The organism is Marinomonas sp. (genome assembly GCF_039940335.1).
Lineage (GTDB): Bacteria > Pseudomonadota > Gammaproteobacteria > Pseudomonadales > Marinomonadaceae > Marinomonas.
In genome coordinates, this window is the sequence record NZ_JBDVGW010000011.1 from 1 (window position 1) to 22,642 (window position 22,642).

Consider the following 22,642-nt stretch of genomic DNA (forward strand, 5'->3'; position numbering starts at 1 on the left):
CCGCCATGGCAATAATGTTTAATGGGTTTCTCAACTCATGAGCCATGGCCGCCGACAGGCGACCGAGTTCTACTAGGTGTTGCTCATCTAGGCGTTTGCGCTCTGCGGCAGCAAGGGCTAAGGAGCGCTCTAGCAAACTACAGCTGGTGGAAAATAACGAGCCAAATACCTCAGCGGTTAAACGCATACCTGGGCTGGCATCTTCCCAACCATGTAAGCTGAATTGCCAGCCTTGTTCGGTTAATGACACTTCCAAAGTTAAGGGGCTAAAGGCTGTCACGTCAGTCGTTTCGGCAGACGGAGACCAAGACGTTTGCACTAACGCCTCTGCCGCTTCTGTACCGTGAATCTGAATGGTCACTTTGCGCAACACTTGTTCTGATAGTAAGCGCTCACCTATTTGATTAAGGCTCGGCCAGTCATGGGCGGCTTTTAGTTGGCTCGACCAAGCTTCTAGAAGCTCTTCACTTAGCGTTGCGCCGGGATAAATTACACGGGAGATAATTCGTGTTAATGGCCGATGGATCAAGGAGGCCACCACCAGCATGAGCAGAGAATAAAACCAGAGCTGCCAGCTGGGCACATTGGCCAAGGCTTGCAAACCTAAACGAGCAGACACCACACTGATCACAGCAATCAGACACAGCATGACCAGCATCATTGCCAGCCAGAGCAAGGCGCGATTGGCAAAGGCGTTTACAGACAAAATTTGATAGCGCACCACGCCGTATACTAACAACAACAAGTAACTGGGCAGCAATAGCATTGGATAAGGAAACCAGCTTATACCGAAGGATGGAAACACAAAGCTGGTGGCTAGGAGCAGCCCCCAAGCCCCCACCCCAAACATGGCGAGAATGGAGCGTTTTTTGTTACCTTGGTGGCGCAACCAGCCATACAACAGCACCCCATGAGCAAGCACCCCCACCAACACTGTGTAGGCTAAATTAAAAATGCCAGCATTGGTAAAAACAAAAAATGCCCGTGTGTCGTGGGTGTTCACCGTGCTGCCCCCTTGCACCCACCAGCTGTGCAGCACCACCAAGACGCTGGTCAGATAAACCAACCACAAATACTGCCCTAAGCCTTTTAACCATGGGCTTTTTACCTGTCCAGCGTAGACAAAACGGATGGCAAAATGCAGGAAAAAAGTCGGCATTAATGGGTTCGCCAAAACCATGAAGATCCCTAATGTTTCCATGCCTTGATAAAGGGCCACGTGACCAAAACACCAGATCGCCATCATGATGGCAAAGCCCGCCAGAGCCTGTAAATCCGCTTGTTTTCGTGCCCGCCACAAGAGCCAAACAGCTACAAGAAAGCCACAGACACTGGAGATCAGCATGGACACTTCAAAGATTAAGGGAATCGCCATGAGTGTAAACCTTGTTTACATGATAAAAACAAAAATCGTAAACCTATTTTACACGACAAACAAGATCAAATATAAATACTAAATAATTTCAACAACTTACAGAAAACTAAAACTTGGCTTAGCCCTTGCTCTTACCTATTTATATTTTTTGATCTATCTCAAGCTTTAGCGAATTAATAGGAGCCACCCCATGAATATCCCCTTTCTTATGACAGAGATCATCGCGCTTTTTAGCATCATCAGTTTGGCATTATTGCCCCTGATATGGCGCCAAGCCTACTTAAGAACACGTACTAAGCGCTCCTAGAACAACCGTTTTATACACGCTATTTTTTAACACGATCACTTTATTAACAGGTTAAAATCATGGATCTTGATGTTGCTCTTTTGTCGCGATTGCAATTCGCTTTTACGGTGAGCTTCCATATTATTTTTCCTAGCATCACCATTGGCCTTGCCACGCTGATCGCTATTTGGGAGGGCATGTGGCTAAAAACCCACAACCCTTATTATTTACAGTTAGCGAAATTCTGGATTAAGCCCTTTGCGATCACCTTTGGTATGGGGGTGGTGTCTGGCATTGTGCTGTCTTATGAATTTGGTACCAACTTCTCAAAATTTTCCGAAATGACCGGTGCTGTGCTTGGCCCGCTAATGGCCTATGAAGTACTCACGGCTTTCTTTATGGAAGCGGGTTTCTTGGGTGTCATGTTATTTGGCTGGCAAAGGGTTGGTCGTAAGCTGCACTTTTTCTCTACTCTAGTAGTGATGACAGGCACATGGTTTTCGGCGTTCTGGATAATAGTTGCTAACTCTTGGATGCAAACCCCCACTGGCTATGAAATCGTCGATGGACGTTTTGAGGTGACCAGTTGGTTTGAAGTGATCTTTAACCCCTCTATGCCCTATCGCTTAACTCATATGGTGATGGCATCGCTGATCACCGCAACCTTTGTCGTTGCTGGTATTAGCGCTTACTACTTGTTGAAAAAACAGCACACCGCCTTCGCCAAGAAAGGTCTGTCCATGTGTATGTGGTTTGCCTTAGTACTCACTCCTCTACAGGCTTGGGTGGGGGACATGCACGGCCTTAATGTGCGTGAACACCAACCAGTAAAACTCGCCGCTATGGAGGGCATCTGGCCTGCTGAAGAAGAGAACGTACCACTGTTGTTGTTTGCAATGCCGAATATGGCAACAGAAAGTAATGACTTAGAAGTCGGCATCCCTAATTTGGGTAGCATGATCCTCACTCACACTTGGGATGGTGCCGTACAGGGGTTGAAATCTGTACACGCCGAGGACAGACCTAATGTACCACTCGTGTTTTGGTCATTTCGCGTCATGGTGGGCATAGGGTTTGGCATGTTAGGCATCGCCATCTTGGCGCTGATACTACGCCGTAAAGATAGACTCTTTAAAAACAAAGCCTTTCTTGGTCTAGTGACTCTGTTTACCCCCATGGGGGTGATTGCCGTGCTGGCGGGTTGGTACGTGGTGGAAGTGGGGCGTCAGCCGTGGATAGTTTATAACCTAGTGCGCACAGCCGATATAGTATCGCCTTTACCCGCAGAACGAGTGCTCTTCACCTTGGTAATGTTTGTCATTATTTACACCTTACTGCTCGGGGTCTATTTGTACTTTATGCGCAAACTTATTAAAAAAGGACCGCCGAGTATGGCCACATTGGAGCAGCAGTTAATCGGTATGAAAGCACCCGGTTATGCCTTGGCTTGGGTTAAGAATCTGAATCATAAAGATCAAGGAGCAAACTAATGGATCTGCCACTATTTTATTTTCTCGTGCTTGGCTTCGCCATTTTCATGTACGTCTTACTGGATGGCTTTGACCTGGGTATCGGCATTCTCTACCCTTGGTTCCATCAAGCAGGCGAGCGAGACCATCTAATGCGTTCTATTTCACATGTATGGGATGGTAACGAAACTTGGTTGGTGTTTGGCGGAGTGATCCTATTCGCTGCCTTTCCAGCGGCTTATGGAGACATAACGTCTATTTTCTATTTGCCGATTATGCTGATGTTGTTTGCGCTAATATTCCGTGGGGTGGCCTTTGAATATCGCTTTAAGTCAGATACTTCGCGCCCCTATTGGGATCTGGCCTTTAGTGCTGGCTCAGCCATTGCTGCGTTTTGCCAAGGTCTACTGCTTGGTGCCATAGTGCAAGGCATACCCGCCACGGGCGGCGAGTTTAATCACTTATCAAGTTTGCATTGGCTCACCCCCTTCTCTATTTTGACAGGCTTTTCTGTGATGGCAGGTTATGCCCTATTGGCGGCTTGCTATTTGGTAATGAAAAGCCGTGGCCGAATTCAACGTCACGCGGCCAAATTAGGGATTAACTTATTGATGTTGTTGCTGTTAGCCATGTTGGCGGTGAGTTTATGGACCCTTACTAGCCAACCAGAAATTCGGGAACGTTGGTTTAGCGGCATGAACTTCTTTGTCCTCGCACCTTTGCCGCTGCTGAGCTTATGGGCTGGCTACACTATCTTCAAAGACCTAGGAAACTTTAGTGACACGACAACACAAGTCAGGATGAGTCGCCATGAAAAGCGCCCTTTCTGGTGTGCAAGCCTGTTGTTTCTAACCGGTTTCGCGGGTCTAGTGGTGGGGCTATTTCCCTACTTAGTACCTCGCCAACTTACCTTTTGGCAAGCTGCTTCCCCAGACTCTAGCCTGTTATTTTTACTGCCCGGCATCTGTATCTTTGTGCCGCTGATCTGCGCTTATACCCTATGGGGCTATCGCGTGTTCGCAGGTAAGGTCGAAGATTATCAAGAGGGGTATTAGCATGTTACCTATCTTTCGTCGCCAAACATGGCGGGCTAAATGCCAGTCGCTAAAGTCATGGCAATGGTTTGTGCTCTTATATCTGCTCGGTTTTGTCAGCTTAGTTGGCATGTCCTATCTGCTTAAACTTGGTTTCAAGGTTCTGCCCTAACGGCTATTCATCAGCTTTAGCGCTCAATAAGGGCATTGGCTATTTATAGCAAATAAGCCAATTGCTCTTAACTCTATGCCCGTTTCGCTCTAATCAACCAGTTTCGCGGGGTAATGACTTTGTCACAAAAGCCGCCTATCTCGACTTGATAGCCTTGCTCTTGTAAATAAAGGGCTCGGTCTAATACCAGCCAGTGTTCAAGGGCAGGACGGAACAATTGGCTAATGGCTTCGATCTTTTGAACCACTTGGTAACGTTGCTCAGCGACTTGTTCAAATTGGACAAAACCTAGGGTGTTCACATATTGGCTTAAGCCTTTGCATTCAGCCGCCCATTGGCAGAAACCTGTGAAACCCTGCTTGAGTAAGGCTTTTTGAATTGAGGGTAATGGCAGATATTCGTCTATGCCTCGAGCTTGTCGTTGCCAAACATCAAAACCCAATCGGTAGGTGAGTTCTTGCTTCTTGAGGCGCTTTTCTCTCGCGCCGGCAGTCACGACTTCTTTCACCGCTAATTTTAAGTCAGCTTTACGTACGCTGAGTTGTGAATGCTGTGCCACGGTGGCAGATAAAGGCTGGTAAGTATCATCTTTGGTTAGCTGATAGCAACAAGGAGACAAGCATAAGTTAGGCACTTTGGCCGACGCGGCTTGGGTGAGTAAGGTGCGGTGTAAATCCCCACAGGCATGCAAGGCCACCGCACAATTCGTACTGGCAAGAGCAGACACTCCCTGTTGTTTTAACACATCGGCGTGCTGAAAAGTTTGAGAGAGTTTCAGCTTGGCGGCTTGTTGCTGGCCGTCCTCACAAAGAGCCTTTTGCCACTCTAAACTGACAACATCCTGCCCTGTTTGATAGGACAAAAGCTTCCCCAAATGCCCTTTACCGGCACACCACTCAACATAGTTTTGCGCTTTGGGAGTCCGTGCCACAAAAGCCTCAATCTGTTGCCATTTACGCCCTTTAATACCCGCTGCGAGATAACTTGGTGGGGGCCTATAAGTCGCCACTTCACTAAGTGGTTGAGGGCCTTGCCAAGCCTGCAAAGCAGATAAGCTCGGCAAAAATTCACCAAGGATATTCAGGCCACATTGATCTTCAAGCTCACTCAAGTTAAGGCTATCAAGATACTGGCTCAATTGCGGATATTGAGCCTGCCAAGGGCTCGTTAGGCTGGCAAAGGAATCGAACTGCCATAAGGCTCGATGCTCGCTCAAGCAAGCATCGAGGGCTATAAAGTCTTCATTAAAACTGGACATTAGTTGGGTTATTTAGGCTGTTCTTTATCATGACCCGATTGAGCGTCTATCTGTTCGGCCAGTCGTGCTATTTGGCTCTGCAACTCACCGATCTGAGCCACGAGTGCTTGATGATTGTTCTCTTGAGCATCGTGTTCTTTGGCGGCGGTTTCTTGGGTCATCACATCTAACACCACGCCCACCATCATGTTCAAAAAGACAAAGGCGGTTAAGAAAATAAAGATAATGTAGAAGATCCAGCTTAATGGGTAGACCTCCATCGTTTCATACATTACGTCCGTCCAATCTTCGAATGTGGCCACCCGAAATAGGGTTAGCATGGAAACCGCTATATCTCCCCATAGGGTTTCATTCACGCGCTCGAAGAAAATTGAGCCCACTGCCGCAAAGATATAAAAAATAATAAACATCAATAGGGCTATGTAGCCCATTTTAGGAATGGCTTTTAGCAAGGCATTGATCAAGAAGCGTAGGTCAGGGATGATGGAGACCAGACGCAAGACACGGAACACTCGTAGTAAACGCGCCACCAAAATCATTTCCGTTTCGGATAACGGCATTAAGCTGCCAACCACAATAATGGTGTCGAAGATGTTCCAAGGGTCTTTAAAAAATCTTAGCTTGTCGTCACAGGCGAGAAAGCGCAGACTGATTTCAACTAAGAAAAATACTGTAATGAAGTTGTCTAGGTAATTGATGGCAAGTTCAACGCCATCAGGTAAAGGATAGGTTTTTGCCCCAACCGTCAGCGCGGCGATGACAATAATGCTGATAATAAAACCTTGAAACCAAACACTGCGTTCCACTTGCTTCATTAAGCTAAACAAATAACCCGTGTGACTTTTTTCCATTTACCTCATACCTAATAGTCAGATGAAAGATCAGACCGCCATATTAAGTACATCTTAGCCATAAGAAAAGTAACAATCTGGTAGATTATGAGGTTTCTAAGTCAAGTACGCTTCACCCGCACAACTTTCATGATTTCCACTGGGATTCCCGCCACCATCTCTTGAGTGGCATAGTAGGTAAGATTGACTCTAGCTCCGCGCAGGGTGCGATACTTCCCCTGGCGTTTGAAACGAAAAGGCACATCGTAGCCTTCTATCATTAGCGTGTGGAGAATCCAGTCTTCTTGGGACCTTTGAACGTGGGATTTCACTTTAAGCGCATCCGAATGAATGAGCTCATCGTTTTTCTTTAATAAGTCGTTTGGATCAGATTTCATAAAACGCTCTCTATTCGGAAGGACGAGAGCGTTTTAGTATGACACAAAGAAAAAAAATTCGAAAATCTTGTTTGTTTTTTGAGCAGCACTATTACCAGCAGTCGCTAATTCTTCACTTCTTCCGCACTTTTCTCTTCAACCACAGATATTTTTGCTAGCTGCTCTTTAGCAAACTGACTCATCAGTTGTGCTTTCTCTTTATTGTCAAAACGCACAACGGCTTTTTGCAAAATCAAGTTGTTTGGGTAAGTCACAATATCCCCAGATATGCGCTGAATAATGACATGAAAGGTAGAAATATCTATGATCTGGCCAAGAATTTCGTCATCTTTGTCGACAACTTTTACCCAGTCACCAACACGGTAAGGAAAACTGAAAAAGATAATCAAGCTGGCGGTAATATTACTTAAAATTGACCACTGGGCGAACAACGCTACACCTACGACGGCAAACACAGACGAGAAGAAGATGGCTAATTCACCATAGCCGACGCCCATTACAAGACAAATCAACAAGATGAATGTGCCAGTCAGACCAAGGTTCAGCATTTTGGAGACGTAACTTACTCGCACATCTTTTGCTGACTTTTTCAAACCTAAGGTTGTGATGTTGGACTTAATAATACGAGAGATAACGACATATCCCACGATCAGTAATACCACTAAACCAAATTTAATCATTCGTTCGCCTTTCTAAATTTATTGGTACAGATCAAAGTACATAAAAAAGAACACATGGCACTATTGCAATACTCATAAGGTTGCCAATTAACACAATCGAAGCCACTTTATGCGGTTCTTGTTGATACATTTCTGCGACCATGTAATTAAGCACTGCTGGAGGTAAGCACGCAAACAATAACAAATAGCCAACGTACTCGCTGGGCACATCCACTAACCAAATCCAGATAAGAGCCACAATCAAGCCGCTTAGTGGGCAAATTAAGCCGCTGATCACCCCAAGCTTCCATTGACTAAAGTCCACATTGGTCATGCGGACACCTAACGCAAATAACATTAGAGGTATGGCAATTTGTCCCATCATGCTGACCGACACTTCCACAGCAGGGGCGAGTGTCCAGCCCTGAAGACTCCATACTAACCCCAGAATAGTGGCCAAGACCATGGGCATTTTGAGTACATTAAGAAAATTTGTTTTGGGGTTCATTAGGTACATGCCGACCGTGAAATGCAGCAAGTTTTCGGTCAAAAATAACACCAGAGCAATGGGCAGAGCGGACTCTCCAAAGGCGAGCAGAATTAATGGTATTCCCAGATTACCACTGTTGTTAAACATCATGGGGGGCACAAGAGTTTTAACCGATACCTTTAACCATCGACACAGGGGCCATACTAACAGTCCAGAACCAATCACAATAACCGTTGTGGCTAAAATAAGATCAACATACTGACTAATGTGAAACTCTTTAGAAGCCATGACAGAAAAGACTAATGCCGGTACAAAAACACTAATATTTAGCCTATTAGCGACCGTCATATCTGTAGGCCTGACGCGAGCGTACAAAAAGGCAATCAGTACTATACAGGCAAGAGGGAAAACAGTATTAAAAATTTGTATCAGCAAACTCGCAGAGTCCATTCATATCCCCAACATCTAGGGCTGTCTAATTATGGCCCTAATTTATAAAGGCCTACATTAAACGACGAAGACTAGTCTTTTTCAACGAGTACAGAAGGGATAAGAATAAAACGTTGGGGCACTTCTTCACCTTTCAGCAGCTTCACGCCAATTTCTATAGCGGTTTCTGCTAGTAAAGCTGGGCGTTGCACTGCCGTTGCGACCCATGGATTATTTTCTTTGATGGTCTTTTTAGCAATGGGGGACCCATCCACTGAAGCAAGTACAAATTCGCTACGCTGAGCTTGCTTTGCCGCACGTAAAGCCCCTAAAGCGGTAGGATCATTAATGGTGAATACAGCATCAATATGAGCGTATTCTTCCATTAAATAGGTCATTGCTTCCATGCCGCCCTCGACACTGCCTGTGCCATTCATACGATCACTAAGTAAGGTGATCTTAGGATATTTATTTAGAGCTGACTTACACCCAGCCACTCTTTCGATAACCGACGACACCGATACGCCATTGATAATGACGACGTTGCCTCGGTAATGGATTTTTTTGGCTAGCTTTTCACAAGCGACAACACCTGCTTGCACATTGTCAGTGGTCACTGTGGCGTCTGCCCCTTGAGCATTCACGTCCACGGCGATAACTTTGATTCCTGCTCGTTGCGCCCTAGCAACCACCGGAGCAACTTTATATTCATCTGCTGCCGTCAATACAATGAGGTCCACATCCTGCTCAATAAATTCATTAAGCTGGGTGATTTGTCGCTCCAAATCGTAGGCATCGGAGCGAATAATCATTTTAACCGGGTGTTGGGAAAGTGCTTGTGCCTTTGCGGTAGCAGACTCGACCAATTGCACAAAATAAGGGTTGCCTAAATCTGCAACACTTATCCCTATTGAGCGAAGCGGTTCAGGCTCAGAGGATTTTGATATCAAAGGCGACAATGAGAAAACCATCACCGCCAGAAGAGAAAATTTCTTCAGAGGATGCTTTTTGGGTGATATGAACCCGCCTAGTTTACTACTCATTGTCACCTTCTTGTCTGACACGGTTATTCCGAACTTAGAATCAAAAACATACATGACATAAGGAGCGCTACATCCGCCAATCGGCTCGTGTGACGCTCGACATTATGCCGCTTGCGTGGGCTCATCTGAGACATCCATTGCGCCAGTCATTATCGCTACGGCATCAGACATTGAATGTGATTCCGGTGTGACCACCGCCGCCCGCTTGCCTAAACGGTGAATATGAATGCGGTCTGCTACTTCAAATACATGAGGCATATTGTGACTAATGAGAATGATTGGCAAGCCTCGATCACGTACTTCTTTAATTAGATTCAGTACTCGACGAGACTCTTTTACCCCTAAAGCCGCCGTTGGTTCATCCATAATCACGACTTTACTGCCGAACAATGCTGAGCGCGCCACCGCGACCCCTTGTCGCTGACCACCAGATAGTGATTCCACTGCCTGGCTAATATTTTGAATGGTCATCAAACCAAGTTCAGACATTTTGTCGCGCGCCCTTTGTTCCATCGCTTTTTTATCCAGCATACGGAAAAGTGAACCCAGAATGCCAGGCTTACGAATTTCACGCCCCAAAAATAAGTTATCTGATATGTTTAATGCTGGAGAAATCGCTAAGTTTTGATAAACCGTTTCAATCCCTAGCTCTCTCGCTTCCATTGGGGAAGAAAAATGTACTGGCTTTCCGTCTAATAGAACCTCACCGCTATCGGGTATTAAGGCACCTGAAAGGGCTTTGATTAAAGAAGATTTACCAGCGCCGTTATCCCCTATAACAGCAAGAATTTCGCCTGGATACAACTCAAAATCTGCATGGTCAATGGCGGTTACGCTACCATAACGTTTCACTAATTGTTTGGTTTGTATTACGGGTGTTTGGTCATAACGTGCGCTCATTATGCTGTTCCTCTTCTAATCCATTGATCGACACCAACGGCGACGATAATCAAAATACCTACGGTAAACTCTTGCCAAAGTACATCGACACCGGCGAGCGCTAGGCCATTGCGGAACACCCCAACAACTAAGGCGCCGATCAGAGTACCGTATATAGAACCGCGACCACCAAATAAGCTACAACCACCAATCACCACAGCCGTAATACTGTCCAAGTTCGTGGTATAACCCGCTTGCGGGCTCACCGATCCAATGCGACCAATCAATACCCAAGCACCAATGGCACACACGACACCCGCCAGCACATAAACAGATAGCAAAACACGGTCCGTTCGAATACCCGCTAATTTAGCGGCAGCAGGATCATCTCCAGTGGCGTATACATGACGCCCCCAAGCGGTCCAATTTAAGGCATACCAAATGATGAAGAACAAACCGAGCATTAAAATTGAGCCATAGGTTAAACGCGCCCCAAACACGTTAATGGTTTCACCTAACCACTGTAAAAGCGGGGCCATGGCACTGATGTCTTGTGAGCGTATGGTTTCACTTTTTGAATACCATAGGTTAAGTGCAAAGAAGACGTTCCATGAGCCTAAGGTCGCAATAAACGGCGGAAGCTTCATACGGGTAATTAATTGGCCATTAATGAAACCGGCCACAGCACCAGCGGCGATCCCGATTAATAACGCTAGCCAAGCTTCGAAACCATAATCGACAGCCATACGGCCCATGACAACAGACACCAGTACCATGATGGCACCAACCGACAAATCAATGCCTGCTGTCAGTATAATAAGAGTCTGCGCGATGCCGATCACGCCAATGATAGTGACCTGCTGAAGTACTAATGAAAGGTTAAACGGGTGTAAAAAACGGTCGCCCACGATAATACTGAAAGCCAGCACGGCAAGCAGCAACACGATACTTGGGGCGGCGACAGGGTACTTATGTAGAAATTTTTGAAACCGCTGTAGTGGCGTAACTTGGCTTTCAAACTTGGCTTCATATGTCTGCGCTTGATCCGCGACTTTGTCATGATCCAATACAGCGGTGGAAGGTTTTTGATCAGTGGAACTCATAGGTTACTCCAGGCAGAAAAAGGGCCGCTAACGTCCTACGATGTTAGCGGCAAACAAGGGCGCCTTCGGCCCAAGAGGAAGACTTAACCCCAGCACATACTCAGGCCAGGTTTCGAGCCGATTGATTGGATACCTGACACGGGTTGATCAGTGATTAACTGCACACCAGTATCGTAGAAATCCAGACCATTTGAGGCAGAAGGACGTAAACCTGATTTCGCAAATTCGACAATCGCAGTCACACCTTCAGAGGCCATTTTGAGAGGAAATTGCATAGAAGTAGCGCCGATCACACCGTCTTGGATATTACGTACGCCTGGGCAACCACCATCGACAGATACGATTGTGACATCCTTTTCCAAACCAAAGGATTTCAGGGCTTCATAAGCCCCTGCCGCCGCAGGTTCGTTAATGGTGTAAACCAGATTTAAGCTAGGGTCTTTTTGTAATAGGTTTTCCATAGCTCGACGGCCACCCTCTTCAGAGCCTTGCGTGACATCATTACCGACAATACGTGAATCGCTTTCATCGGCCATTTGTTGAGGGTTTTTAATGTCGACTCCGAAACCTTTTAAGAAACCTTGGTTACGTGCAACATCAACGGTAATTTGGCTGGTATTTAAATCTAATAAGGCAATTTTAGCCTCTTTGGCTTTATCACCTAGCTTGGCTTTCGCCCATTGGCCAATCATTTCACCTGCTTTGAAGTTATCTGTCGCAAATGTCATGTCAGCAGCACTCACCGGGCTTAATGGAGTATCCAAAGCAATAACTAATAAACCTGCATCACGTGCTTTTTGGATGGTTGGAACAATCGCCGCCGGATCACTCGGAGCGATCAGGATACCTTTAGCACCTGAAGCGATTAAGTTTTCCACCGCTTGGACTTGTGCTTCATTATCGCCATCGTAGCGACCAGCAAAAGTACGTAGGTCTACCCCTAATTCCTCAGCTTTTTGCTGCGCTCCTTCTTTCATTTTTACAAAGAATGGGTTGGTATTGGTTTTCGTGATAAGTCCAATGATGGGGGTTTCAGCTATAGCGACACTAGACAATGCACTGACAGCAACAAGACAAGCGATTTTGCGGTACATGAATTTCATTATGAAAACTCCATTGTTGTTTTTATTATTGGCGATAAAGCCGTCTGAGCAGGACGCTGTACGCTCCCTGCTGCTAGGCAACCACTATGCAAAACAAAAACTAATGGATAATTTCATTACCTTTTAAAATTTAGTAATAATTGTAATATTTCATTCAACAATGTCTAAAATTCTATACAACTGCTTGATTGTAAAAGGTTTTGAGATAAAAAAATCTTCATCTGAAAGTTGATATTTTTTCCTCAATTCTTCTTTTGGAAGGCCTGACATAAGTAATACTGGACCTGAATAAGCAATTTCTTCATCACTTTCTCGCGCAATAATATGAGCAAGCTCTACGCCATTCATGGTGCCAGCAAGGTTGACATCAGTGATGATTAAATCGGGCTGGAGATTACTTTTTAAGGCACTGTATACATTTTCAGCACGATCAAACTCTTGCACTAAAAACGCCATTTTTTCTAATTGCTCTCTCATTACTCGACGCACTTCTTCATCGTCTTCTAGCAACCACACCATACCTTGTGCGGGCACCGTGATGGTTGGTGTTAACTCGTCTGAGGGCTCATTTGGCGGCAGTAACTCTCTGTTATACAAAGGCAAGAATAAGCACACTCTGGTCCATTGACCATATTCAGAAGTAACCTTTATTTCTCCGCCACTTTGCTTAACAAATCCGTAAATCATACTCAATCCTAAACCACTCCCCTTACCGATTGGCTTGGTGGTAAAGAAAGGCTCAAATATTCGCCCCAAAATATCCTCAGAAATACCATCACCGGTATCTTCAACACGAATACGAATGGCCGCCTGAGAGCTTTCAGGCAAAGTGCTCAGCTTGGTCGAAAAAGACAGTAAGCCACCTTTTTCCATTGCACTGGCAGCATTTAAGGATAGGTTCAATAAGGCGTTTTCAAGCTGAGAAGGATCTATCAGGCTCATTAACTGATGACACTGAAGGTCACTCTTTACCTGAATATGGCTACCCACGCTGTACTCAACAAGGTCAAGCATCCCTTCAATCAAATCATCAATCACTACCGCTACAGGGAACAATTGTTGGCGACGACTAAATGCGAGTAGCCGTTGCACCAAATTGCTACTTTTCTCTGACACCGCTAAGGCTCGCTCAATATAACGGGTCTGATCTGCTGTTTGTGGATAGGAATCTGACAACATCTGCAAATTTCCCATGATGGCAGCTAATAAGTTATTAAAGTCATGGGCGACTCCGCCGGTTAATTGCCCCAGCATTTCCATTTTTTGCGCTTGTCTTAGCTGACTCTCGACACTTTTGCGTTCAGTCAAATCTGTATAAAGAGTAACAAAACCCCCTTCTGGCATAGGTTTCGAGCGGAACTCGACAATTTTTCCAGACTCAAAATGGCGCTCAAATCGTTGGAAACGGACATGTCGAAACACATTCACTTCTTCCATATAAACCTGTTGGTTCTCAAGGTTTACATTTTTGTGTTCACCGCGATTAATGAGGCTCTGTACCTCGTCAAGAGACATGCCTACATATAGGTCGTCATCGGTCAGATCGAACAAACTCTGATAACCTGAATTCCATGCGACTAAGGTGCCTTGGGCTGAGAAAACACTTAAGCCATCATTCATATTGTCGAAGATGGTTTCTAATAAATGTTTTTGCTCTGAAAGCTGTGCCGTAACTTCCAACCGCCTTTGGGCATCACTATGAAAGACTTCAAAGGCGCTCGCCAACGTCCCTATTTCATCGTTACGCTGTATGGTCGAGCTTTTTGAATCCACTAAGCCTAAAGACAATTGTTCCATATCCTGAGTGACGGATTGTAAATCCCGAGTCATGCGCTGGCTGTACCAATATAAGCGCGTCAGACCAAGTAATAAAAACACCGATATACCAATTATCCAGTTCTGCCCTGTGGACACAAAACTAGACACAGCCTGACGTTGACGGCTTACCTTTTTCTGCAAACCTCCCACAAAGTGACTCACCCGTTTAGTCAATTGCTCGGATTTAGCACGAATAGCAATGAGTAAATAATTTTTACGACTTTCAATCAGTGCGAGACGCTGATGCGCTTTTAAAAGCTCTTGCGTAATTTGCGCGACTTCTCCGCCATGAGCGTTAAGGGAAAGGGCTTGAGAAAGATCTTCAGGTACTAAGGTAGGGTTTTCAAGTAACTGCAACAACCAAGTCAGTCCTTGCTTTGACGTTAATGATCTAGTCTCTGTGTTTACTATTGAGAGCGATCGAATTCGAAACTGTAGCGCGAGGCTGTCTTCTCTTAAATACAGCTCTTCACGTACTAAACTCACTAACTCCTCAAGTGTATTTTGCAAGTCATCCAATCTCGCCTCTATGGCACCGCGAAATGATTGATCTTTCAAACTGTCGGCAACTCCTCGTAGCTCAGCAATACGCAATTGAATACGCTCCGACTCAGTTTGCAACTGAAAAGGTCGACCAGATCCGGCGGTATAAGGCGCAATCGCGGCTAATTGAGCAACGCCTTCAGCGAGGGTTAAAGCGGTGCTAATTTCGGGTAATGTTTCCGCTTCAAATTCCGATAGTGATGACTCACTTACCTGCATGGATTGCCAGCCAATCGCTACCATGAACAAGGCCACAAAACTAATAGCGAAAATGGCAAACGAGGCTTTTTGGCGAATACTAATAAAGCGCATCTAGTTAGACCGTACCGGCCCCTGAAAAAAGTAGCCAAGGCCTCGCTGAGTTTTGATAAATTGTGGCGTCTTAGGTGTTTGCTCAATTTTACGACGCAAGCGTAATATCAAAACATCAATAGTACGATCAAATACTTCTGTTTCTAACCCCCGACTTTGATCAATGAGCTGTTCCCTCGAAAAGATACGATCTGGGTGACGAGCCAGCACCTCTAATAGCGAAAATTCGCCAAGGGTTAATGCTACTTCAGAGCCATCTGAATGAAGCAGCTGGCGAGCCGTCAGATCTAATTGCCACGGACCAAACCCTAAACATTCATGCTTCTCTTTGATGACTTTCGGAAGCGCTTGAGAGAGCGCTCCAAATCTTCGCAAGAGTGCATGAACTCTGGCAGTAAGCTCACGTAAATTAAACGGCTTCATCATGTAATCATCCGCCGCAAGCTCCAAACCAAGAATTCTATCTGTCTCATCTCCTTTACCGGTTAACATCATAATCGGCATGGTGTGTCGAGCACGCACTTCTCTAGCGAGTTGTAGTCCGTCCTCGGCTTGCAAATATAAGTCCATCAAGACAAGGTCAACGTTACTGTCCGCCAGCTGCTGCCACATCTCAGCTCCCTTTTCTGCAGTCAGCGCGATATAGCCCTTTTGCTGGAAAACATCACTGAGTAGGTGGCGGATATCTTGGTCATCATCAACGATTAATATGATTTTTTTTTGTTGCTCTGACATGGTCTATTCTTGATCCATTTATCATTATTATTAGAAATGGGTCTCTTTGGGCCCATAAAAACGATCATTTGGTTAGCTATAGCATGCTAAAGTTAATGAAAGATTAACAGCCCTTAAGTAATTAAGAGTATTTGCTTTGATAATAAAAATCACCCTATCGATTAACCAAGCAGCCTTTCACTTAGCCGTTAAACCAGAGCAAAGTGTGTTAGAAGTACTGCTTGAATACGGCATTCCTATTCGTCAGGCCTGCACGAATGGCGTATGTGGAGTTTGCGTCACTCCCCTATTAGCCGGTCAAATTAGTTATGGCGAACGCCAAGCAAGGGGACTCAATGCCAAGGAATTACAAGCGGGATATTTCTTACCCTGTATAGCTCACTGCGAATCTGATATTCATATTGGCAAACCTAAAGTGGCACTGCGTTAAGCGTTGAAAAACGGTATCATGACCTTTGTCTTTCGTTGAGCACGACTATGTTAACTGATTTCCCCATTCAAGCCTTAATCCCAGCTTTGCAGCAACAGCTTAGAGACCAACACCAAGCTATTTTAGAAGCCGCCCCGGGGGCTGGCAAGACGACTGTTGTGCCATTAGAGCTAATGAATGAAAAATGGCTACAAGGCCGCAAGATCATCATGTTGGAGCCAAGACGCTTAGCGGCTAAGACCGCTGCCCAGCGTCTTGCGGATAGTCTCAACGAACCTTTAGGGCAACGCATTGGCTATCGTATTCGGCACGAAGGCAAGGAAAGTAAGCAGACACAAGTACTGGTAGTCACCGAGGGCGTGCTTACCCGCATGTTACATTCAGACCCAAGCTTACTAGACGTTGCATTGATCATTTTCGATGAGTTTCATGAGCGCAACTTGCATTCTGATCTTGCCTTTGCGTTGTGTTTACAAGCCAGAGAACTGTACCGTGATGAGGACCCTCTTAAGCTGCTAGTGATGTCCGCGACTCTCGATACTGAGTTGCTCGAAACTCGCTTAGGTTGCTCCACCCTAAGTAGCACTGGACGAAGTTTTCCTATTGACGTGATTTACGCCAATAAGGCACTTAAAGTGGCGGAAGTAACGGATGAAGTGGTGCGCTTAACCTGCCAAGCCTTTGTTGAACAAGAAGGTAGCTTATTAATATTTTTACCCGGACAAAAAGAAATTCGTCACGCTGCTAGCCAACTTCAGCAACGTCTTGGCGATCAGCCTCAGCTCCAAATTTTACCCTTATATGGCGAATTAAGCCTTAAAGAACAACAAGCGGTTATTCAGCCCACACCGCCATCCCAGCGCAAAATTGTCTTAGCCACTGCCATTGCACAAACCAGTTTAACCATCGAAGGAATACAGGTTGTCATCGACAGCGGCCTAAGCCGTGAGGCAAGGTTCGACGCGAACACCGCCACCACGCGTCTTCACACTCGTCGGGCGACTCAAGCTGAAACTACTCAACGCATGGGACGCGCTGGCCGTACTCAAGCTGGGGTATGTTACCGCTGGTGGAGCGAGAACCAGCAGTATCAGTTAGCGCCTCAAGCAAAGCCTCAGATTGAAATTACCGACCTTAGCAATCTAGTTTTAGATGTGGCTTGTTGGGGGGTGCGAGAGCGTTTAGAACTTGATTGGATAACACCACCACCTTTGGCGCATTGGCAACAAGCCATCGACTTTTTGGGCAAACTCGATGCACTGAATACAGCATCTGATTTAGAGCTGACCCCGGTAGGGGAAAGTATGAGCGCGCTGGCGATAGAGCCTCGTTTAGCTCGATTATTGATTGAAGCCGTGAAACGAAATGACAGTGCCACAGGAAGTGCCCTATGCGCTATTTTTTCGGAAGGAGACCCATTAAAACAACACCACACAGATCTGGCCGATCGCCTTGCTTGGTTAGCAGGTAACATCAACCAGCAAAGTAAAAGACCTCGAGTTGTTTACCAACAGGCACAGCGCCAGTGGCAACAGCGCTGCCAATCTCTTAATTCTATACAAATTGAAATAAAACCTTCTCTGTCACCCATTATGGAATGTCTGTTAATCAGCGCATTTGCCGATAGAATTGCCCAGAGGGTTCAACATGACCATCAAAAAGCTCGATATAAGTTAGCGAATGGGCGTATGGCTTCTATCGATATTCAAGACCCCTGTGCGCAAAATGAATGGCTCATTGCTTTGGACATGGGTGGTCATAATGGCCAACAGGAGGACCGTATTTATTTGGCCAGTAGCATTCATTTATCCTCTATCGAAACCTCTTTCAAATACTTGATCGACACCAAGCAGCACCTTACATGGTCTAATAAACATGGCCGCTTAATCTGTGAAGAACAGCAATGGGTCGGTAAGTTATGTATTGCCACCAAAACCTTACAAGCACCTAACCAAGAGGCTGTGTGCCAAGCCGTTTGTAGATATATTCGTCAACAAGGTTTAAATATTTTACCGTGGGACGAACAAAGCCGACAGTTACAAGCCAGAGTCGCCTTTGCAAGAAACTTTGATATGAAGAACGAATGGCCAGACTTTAATGATCAAGCCTTATTGGCTAACCTAGAAGATTGGTTAGGGCCATATCTTGGCCAAGTGACCAATCAGCAAGCCATCGATAAACTGCCTTTAACAAGCCTACTGTTAAATCAGCTAAGCTGGTCTGAACAACAAGACTTATCAGAACAAGTACCGAGTAAAATCAGTGCCGCATCGGGTAACCAACATAGTCTAGATTATACCGTTTCACCGCCGACTTTGCGGGTTAAGCTACAAGAAATGTTTGGTGTTACCAGCAGCCCAACTGTGTTGCAACAAGCCATTCGTATTGAGCTTTTATCACCCGGGCAAAGACCCTTAGCGGTAACGCAAGATTTGGCTTTCTTCTGGCAACAAGCTTACCCAGAAGTACGTAAAGAGATGCGGGGGCGCTATCCTAAACACCCTTGGCCAGAAGACCCACTAACGGCACTTGCCACAGCTAAAACAAACAGAGCGCTTCGTTCTACTTAGCCTGATTTCTAATTTCTTCTAAGGCTTGCGCCGTTAACTGGCGGCTTAACGGCGTGTTTTTAGCATGATCAGGGCTCCAGCCCATGATGAAGCGATGGAAATCTGCCCAAGCAGTGATAAATAGCGACTGCCATTCATCAACCACTTGCTGGGCAAATGCTTGGTTTTCGCCCTTAGCCATAATGGCCCGGGCCAGTTCTTGAAAATAATGCTCCTGCAAATAGCTGAGCTCTTGTTGCAAGCAAGATTCTGATAGAGCACTGCCGAGTAGATACACAAGATCTTGAACCCCAACACCACCACCAAGATATTGAAAGTCCACCGCAGCCACCTGCTTGCCATCCACAGAGAAACAGAAATTGGCAACTTTGGCATCACCATGTACTAAGCACTTAAAACGAGCATTATCCAGAGCACTGGACAAAGCCGCCGCTTGATCTTTTAACTCACCTTCTGCCATAGCCTGCCATTCTTCTTGGCGTGTATCGAAATGCCAATAAGTACCTTTTTCCCATAAACCTTGCGGCCAACCCAAAGGGGGTGAATCATAAAGAAAGCTGGCATGGAAGTTCGCCAACCAATCAATACAAGCGAGTAAGTAGTCACGATTTTCCCCGTCATAATCCTCTTCAAAACCTGAAGCTCGTAAATCTTCTAAAAGCAGTAAACGTTCAGCACTCTTTTGATCAGTAAACGCACCATAACAACGAGCAATTCGTGCCTGATTACACGGTTGGCTTAAATAATGTTGATAGCCAAATTGTTCTACTTTATAAGACGTGACTTTACGCTGATGTGCATGGGCAGATTGCCAGCCTCTTGGATGTTGTATAACTGATGGCATTCGACAGTGTTTTACAATTAGGGTGCTCAAGGAAAGATCTGCAGACGTATTCATCCGATAACGTGCTATTTCACCATAGCCACTCCATAACGACTGAATCACTTCAATACGCTGCACTTGCAGAGCATTACATTGGCGTTTAATAAAAATTTCAGGTGTCATCAAAATATTAAAAACTTCCTATTTACACTTTAAAATGATTAACACTACCATTGAAAATCAAATAGATACATTTAGTTACAATAAGAAAATCGCTCATAACAAACCGTTATATTTATACTATGTAAAAGAGGTCGATTTATGATCTAATTTACCGTAACTATCACACTCTAAGGTTAATTTCTCGAATGGAAGCAAACAACCAGCTATCAAACAAAAAACTCTTCAATATAGGTGTAAGACTCGTTAAATTTGCATGGATTGTTGAGATTCTTGCCGTTTCAATTGGTTTTCTAATTTCAATCATCGTTTCGTATTCTGTCTATGCCGAGCTAAATAGAACAGAAAGAGAAATGAACTTTGGTGATTACAGCAGTATCCTTGTTTCCGCTTTACCTTTTATTCTAGTTGCTGTTGTCGAAGCAGCTAAGATTCCTGTTGCTACAGCCATGATGTATGCAAAGCACTTTACTTGGCGCCTACTCTTTTTCATAGGACTCTTGTTACTTGCTTCCATCACTTTTGAAACAATGCTGAATGGTTTTGAACGAAACTTCTCTGGATTAAATATCACCATAGATGAGAAAAAGCACGAAGCTTTATTACTACAAGATCAGATCGATGTTCTCAATGACCGCAAAGACGAAATAAATGTCATAGATCCAGAAGTTGTCGACAAAACCTATCAGGCCAATGCCAGTACGGCTAACAGTATTTATTATCAAACTCTTGATAAAGAGCGTGACCATATTTCACAGCAATTAAACCGTTTAGATTCCGACAACGAGAAAATCCAACAATATCAGAATGAAATAGCGATATTAAACGAGAAAGAGCGTGGTATTTATGAAGCCTGGGACAGAGATAGAGATGAACTACAAAATCGCCTAAGGGGCTTATTAAATAATTACGTCTCGGACTCTCAAAGTGACAAGGAAAAGCTTCAGATAGAGTTGGATGAGCTTAAAGCGGAAATGGATCAAGCTATAGAAGATGCGAACTTTTTTACCCGAAGCCAAGTTGAGAAAAAATATCGTCAACTAGTTGCTGAAAAAGAAGAGCGCCTATATGCCGTAACAGACCGTACAGGTGGTGAAGAGGCACTTGCAAAACAAACCGCTAGTGAGCAACAGCTACAAAGTCAACTGCAGGTTATGGGCAGAACCTACCAGAACAGAATTGATATTGGCCGAAAACGGATTGATTACCTAGAAAATCAAATCATTGAAGAGACCCAAGATAACGAGGCTAAAAAAGAAAGTGTTCGTTCTGGCTTTGATCGCATTTCACGACAGGCCGAAGTCAATCGCTCACAAACCCTTACTAGAGCGCTTCAAGAAAAGAGTAGCCTCTTGTCTGAGTACGATATCATTCAACAGGAAGTAAAAATAATCGACCAAGAAATCTATGGTATCAATCAGCAGCAAATACAAATAAAACACGAGATAAACCGTCTAGTGAACTCTAACCAGATTTATCGTCTAGCGGCATACTTCAGTGATAAAGAGCAGGCCATTGATGTACCAAAATCCATGGTCGGACTGGTTGCATTAATCTGGTTTTCTTCCTTAGCTTTCATTAGTGCTGTCACAGGTGTGTTCCTAGCCATTGCAGGTATATACATGCAGCGTATCTACGCAAGAACAGATGAGAACCCAGATGGAACACCAAGCCAGCAGGCAGTAAAAACAGAAGAAGCCCTTCATTCAGTCGCATAAGAAATGTCCTTTACGCTGAAAGCGGTTCCTATAGAACCACTTTCAGCGGCACCTGATCTTCTGTTCCTTCGGCTTTAGCCGAAGGCGGAATTGATGGCAATCAAGCGCAATCATACAATCAAAAGATTTCCTCAAATATCTTCAGTCACCTCGGCTAATGAAAAACTTACGTTATCGTCAACATGATTTCCGCGTCGCTTGAAGGCGGGCCTACGGTTGATCATCAGTATTTGTGAAGCTGATCTTGTAGGTTCGGCTTTAGCCGAAGGCGGAATTGATGGCAATCATACAATCAAAAGATTTCCCCAAACATCTTCAGTCACCGTGGCTAATGAAAAACTTACGTTATCGTCAATATGATTTCCGCATCACGCTGAAGCGTGACCCACGGTTGGTTATCAGGATTAATTGGATGTGTTGTGTGAACTAAGGGAAGGTTGTGGGTTTGCACTTACGCTGACGCGTCGAGGTACGAGGCAGGCGCAAGTAAATGGATAACCACAACCTGCTTTGTATCAATACTCAGAACGAAAACTCGCTGAAAGACGAACTTTATCTTCAAGAGGTTTTCCGCGTCCCGCTAAAGCGGTACCTACTTTTGCCATAGCTGAAACGAAAAAACCCGCTCTGCGTATGCAGAACGGGTTTCTCTTTATATAAATCTTGATAACGACCTACTCTCACATGGGATCCCCCACACTACCATCGGCGATGGCGCTTTTCACTTCTGAGTTCGGGATGGGATCAGGTGGTTCAACGCCTCTATGATAATCAAGAAAACTTTTAAACCCGAAGGTTAATTCAGACTCTCAAACCTAATTAGATAGATTTAAAAGGAGCTAAGCTCTTAATTTAAAGCTTGACGACGACCTACTCTCACATGGGATCCCCCACACTACCATCGGCGATGGCGCTTTTCACTTCTGAGTTCGGGATGGGATCAGGTGGTTCAACGCCTCTATGATCGTCAAGCAATTCTGTTGCG

At 45.0% G+C, this 22,642-nt stretch carries 19 protein-coding genes and 2 rRNA genes; 6 read left to right on the plus strand and 15 right to left on the minus strand.

Translation table 11 applies throughout. From position 1 onward, the window contains the following. Nucleotides 1-1,375: histidine kinase N-terminal 7TM domain-containing protein (locus ABJF92_RS07305; RefSeq protein ID WP_446815142.1), on the minus strand; the 1,375-nt coding region annotated here is incomplete at its 3' end. A 366-nt stretch (nt 1,376-1,741) separates the two neighbouring features. Here ABJF92_RS07305 and ABJF92_RS07310 point away from each other — a divergent pair. Together ABJF92_RS07310 and cydB are read left to right on the plus strand one after the other, a co-directional pair. Next, nucleotides 1,742-3,151, plus strand: coding sequence for a cytochrome ubiquinol oxidase subunit I (locus ABJF92_RS07310; RefSeq protein WP_446815143.1), 1,410 nt, complete (start codon nt 1,742-1,744; stop codon nt 3,149-3,151). After that, a complete protein-coding gene (gene cydB, locus ABJF92_RS07315; RefSeq protein ID WP_446815144.1) occupies nt 3,151-4,185 on the plus strand; it encodes a cytochrome d ubiquinol oxidase subunit II in 1,035 nt (344 codons plus the stop codon). The genes ABJF92_RS07310 and cydB overlap by 1 nt, the downstream gene beginning before the upstream one ends. Nucleotides 4,186-4,409: 224 nt before the next feature. On the opposite strand, the gene ABJF92_RS07320 is transcribed toward cydB, so the two are convergent. The 9 genes from ABJF92_RS07320 to ABJF92_RS07360 form a co-directional block, all read right to left on the minus strand. Then, nucleotides 4,410-5,594: a methyltransferase gene (locus tag ABJF92_RS07320; protein WP_446815145.1), complete on the minus strand. Its 1,185-nt coding sequence runs from the start codon at nt 5,592-5,594 to the stop codon at nt 4,410-4,412. 8 nt (nt 5,595-5,602) lie between these two features. Further along, nucleotides 5,603-6,445: an ion transporter gene (locus tag ABJF92_RS07325; protein ID WP_446815146.1), complete on the minus strand. Its 843-nt coding sequence runs from the start codon at nt 6,443-6,445 to the stop codon at nt 5,603-5,605. A 101-nt stretch (nt 6,446-6,546) separates the two neighbouring features. Beyond that, entirely contained in the window at nt 6,547-6,822 is a 276-nt protein-coding gene (locus ABJF92_RS07330; protein WP_445977715.1) for a hypothetical protein, read from the minus strand. A gap of 104 nt (nt 6,823-6,926) precedes the next feature. Further along, nucleotides 6,927-7,502, minus strand: coding sequence for a mechanosensitive ion channel domain-containing protein (locus ABJF92_RS07335; RefSeq protein WP_446815147.1), 576 nt, complete (start codon nt 7,500-7,502; stop codon nt 6,927-6,929). Nucleotides 7,503-7,533: 31 nt separating this feature from the next. Further along, on the minus strand, nt 7,534-8,421 hold the full coding sequence (locus ABJF92_RS07340; RefSeq protein WP_446815148.1) for an AEC family transporter: 888 nt from the start codon (nt 8,419-8,421) through the stop codon (nt 7,534-7,536). A gap of 71 nt (nt 8,422-8,492) precedes the next feature. Next, nucleotides 8,493-9,443 (minus strand): ABC transporter substrate-binding protein, encoded by a 951-nt coding sequence (locus tag ABJF92_RS07345; RefSeq protein WP_446815149.1) that lies wholly within the window; start codon nt 9,441-9,443, stop codon nt 8,493-8,495. Between the two features lie 102 nt (nt 9,444-9,545). Beyond that, entirely contained in the window at nt 9,546-10,343 is a 798-nt protein-coding gene (locus ABJF92_RS07350; protein WP_446815150.1) for an ATP-binding cassette domain-containing protein, read from the minus strand. Next, nucleotides 10,343-11,425, minus strand: coding sequence for an ABC transporter permease (locus ABJF92_RS07355; protein ID WP_446815151.1), 1,083 nt, complete (start codon nt 11,423-11,425; stop codon nt 10,343-10,345). Before ABJF92_RS07355 ends, ABJF92_RS07350 begins: the two co-directional genes overlap by 1 nt. 83 nt (nt 11,426-11,508) lie before the next feature. Next, the gene (locus tag ABJF92_RS07360; RefSeq protein ID WP_446815152.1) at nt 11,509-12,528 is read right to left on the minus strand and encodes a substrate-binding domain-containing protein; all 1,020 of its coding nucleotides are present in this window, start codon (nt 12,526-12,528) and stop codon (nt 11,509-11,511) included. Nucleotide 12,529: 1 nt separating this feature from the next. Here ABJF92_RS07360 and ABJF92_RS07365 point away from each other — a divergent pair, with 1 nt between their 5' ends. Continuing rightward, nucleotides 12,530-12,655, plus strand: coding sequence for a hypothetical protein (locus ABJF92_RS07365; protein ID WP_446815153.1), 126 nt, complete (start codon nt 12,530-12,532; stop codon nt 12,653-12,655). A 23-nt stretch (nt 12,656-12,678) separates the two neighbouring features. Here the strand turns inward: ABJF92_RS07365 and ABJF92_RS07370 are convergent, their stop codons facing one another. Both ABJF92_RS07370 and ABJF92_RS07375 read right to left on the minus strand, forming a co-directional pair. After that, the gene (locus tag ABJF92_RS07370; RefSeq protein WP_446815154.1) at nt 12,679-15,201 is read right to left on the minus strand and encodes a PAS-domain containing protein; all 2,523 of its coding nucleotides are present in this window, start codon (nt 15,199-15,201) and stop codon (nt 12,679-12,681) included. Beyond that, nucleotides 15,202-15,936, minus strand: a complete 735-nt coding sequence (locus tag ABJF92_RS07375) for a response regulator (protein ID WP_446815155.1) — start codon at nt 15,934-15,936, stop codon at nt 15,202-15,204. Nucleotides 15,937-16,072: 136 nt separating this feature from the next. Here ABJF92_RS07375 and ABJF92_RS07380 point away from each other — a divergent pair, with 136 nt between their 5' ends. Both ABJF92_RS07380 and hrpB read left to right on the plus strand, forming a co-directional pair. Continuing rightward, nucleotides 16,073-16,366 (plus strand): 2Fe-2S iron-sulfur cluster-binding protein, encoded by a 294-nt coding sequence (locus ABJF92_RS07380; RefSeq protein WP_446815156.1) that lies wholly within the window; start codon nt 16,073-16,075, stop codon nt 16,364-16,366. Between the two features lie 47 nt (nt 16,367-16,413). After that, on the plus strand, nt 16,414-18,936 hold the full coding sequence (gene hrpB / locus ABJF92_RS07385; protein ID WP_446815157.1) for an ATP-dependent helicase HrpB: 2,523 nt from the start codon (nt 16,414-16,416) through the stop codon (nt 18,934-18,936). Here the strand turns inward: hrpB and ABJF92_RS07390 are convergent. After that, a complete protein-coding gene (locus ABJF92_RS07390) occupies nt 18,929-19,942 on the minus strand; it encodes a phosphotransferase (protein ID WP_446815158.1) in 1,014 nt (337 codons plus the stop codon). The two genes, hrpB and ABJF92_RS07390, sit on opposite strands and share 8 nt — an antisense overlap. A 185-nt stretch (nt 19,943-20,127) precedes the next feature. Here ABJF92_RS07390 and ABJF92_RS07395 point away from each other — a divergent pair, with 185 nt between their 5' ends. Next, a complete protein-coding gene (locus ABJF92_RS07395) occupies nt 20,128-21,657 on the plus strand; it encodes a hypothetical protein (protein WP_446815159.1) in 1,530 nt (509 codons plus the stop codon). Between the two features lie 661 nt (nt 21,658-22,318). Here the strand turns inward: ABJF92_RS07395 and rrf (ABJF92_RS07400) are convergent. Both rrf (ABJF92_RS07400) and rrf (ABJF92_RS07405) read right to left on the minus strand, forming a co-directional pair. Then, nucleotides 22,319-22,433: ribosomal RNA gene (rrf, locus tag ABJF92_RS07400) — 5S ribosomal RNA — on the minus strand. A gap of 81 nt (nt 22,434-22,514) precedes the next feature. Further along, nucleotides 22,515-22,629 (minus strand): 5S ribosomal RNA (gene rrf, locus ABJF92_RS07405). Between the last annotated feature and the right edge of the window lie 13 nt (nt 22,630-22,642).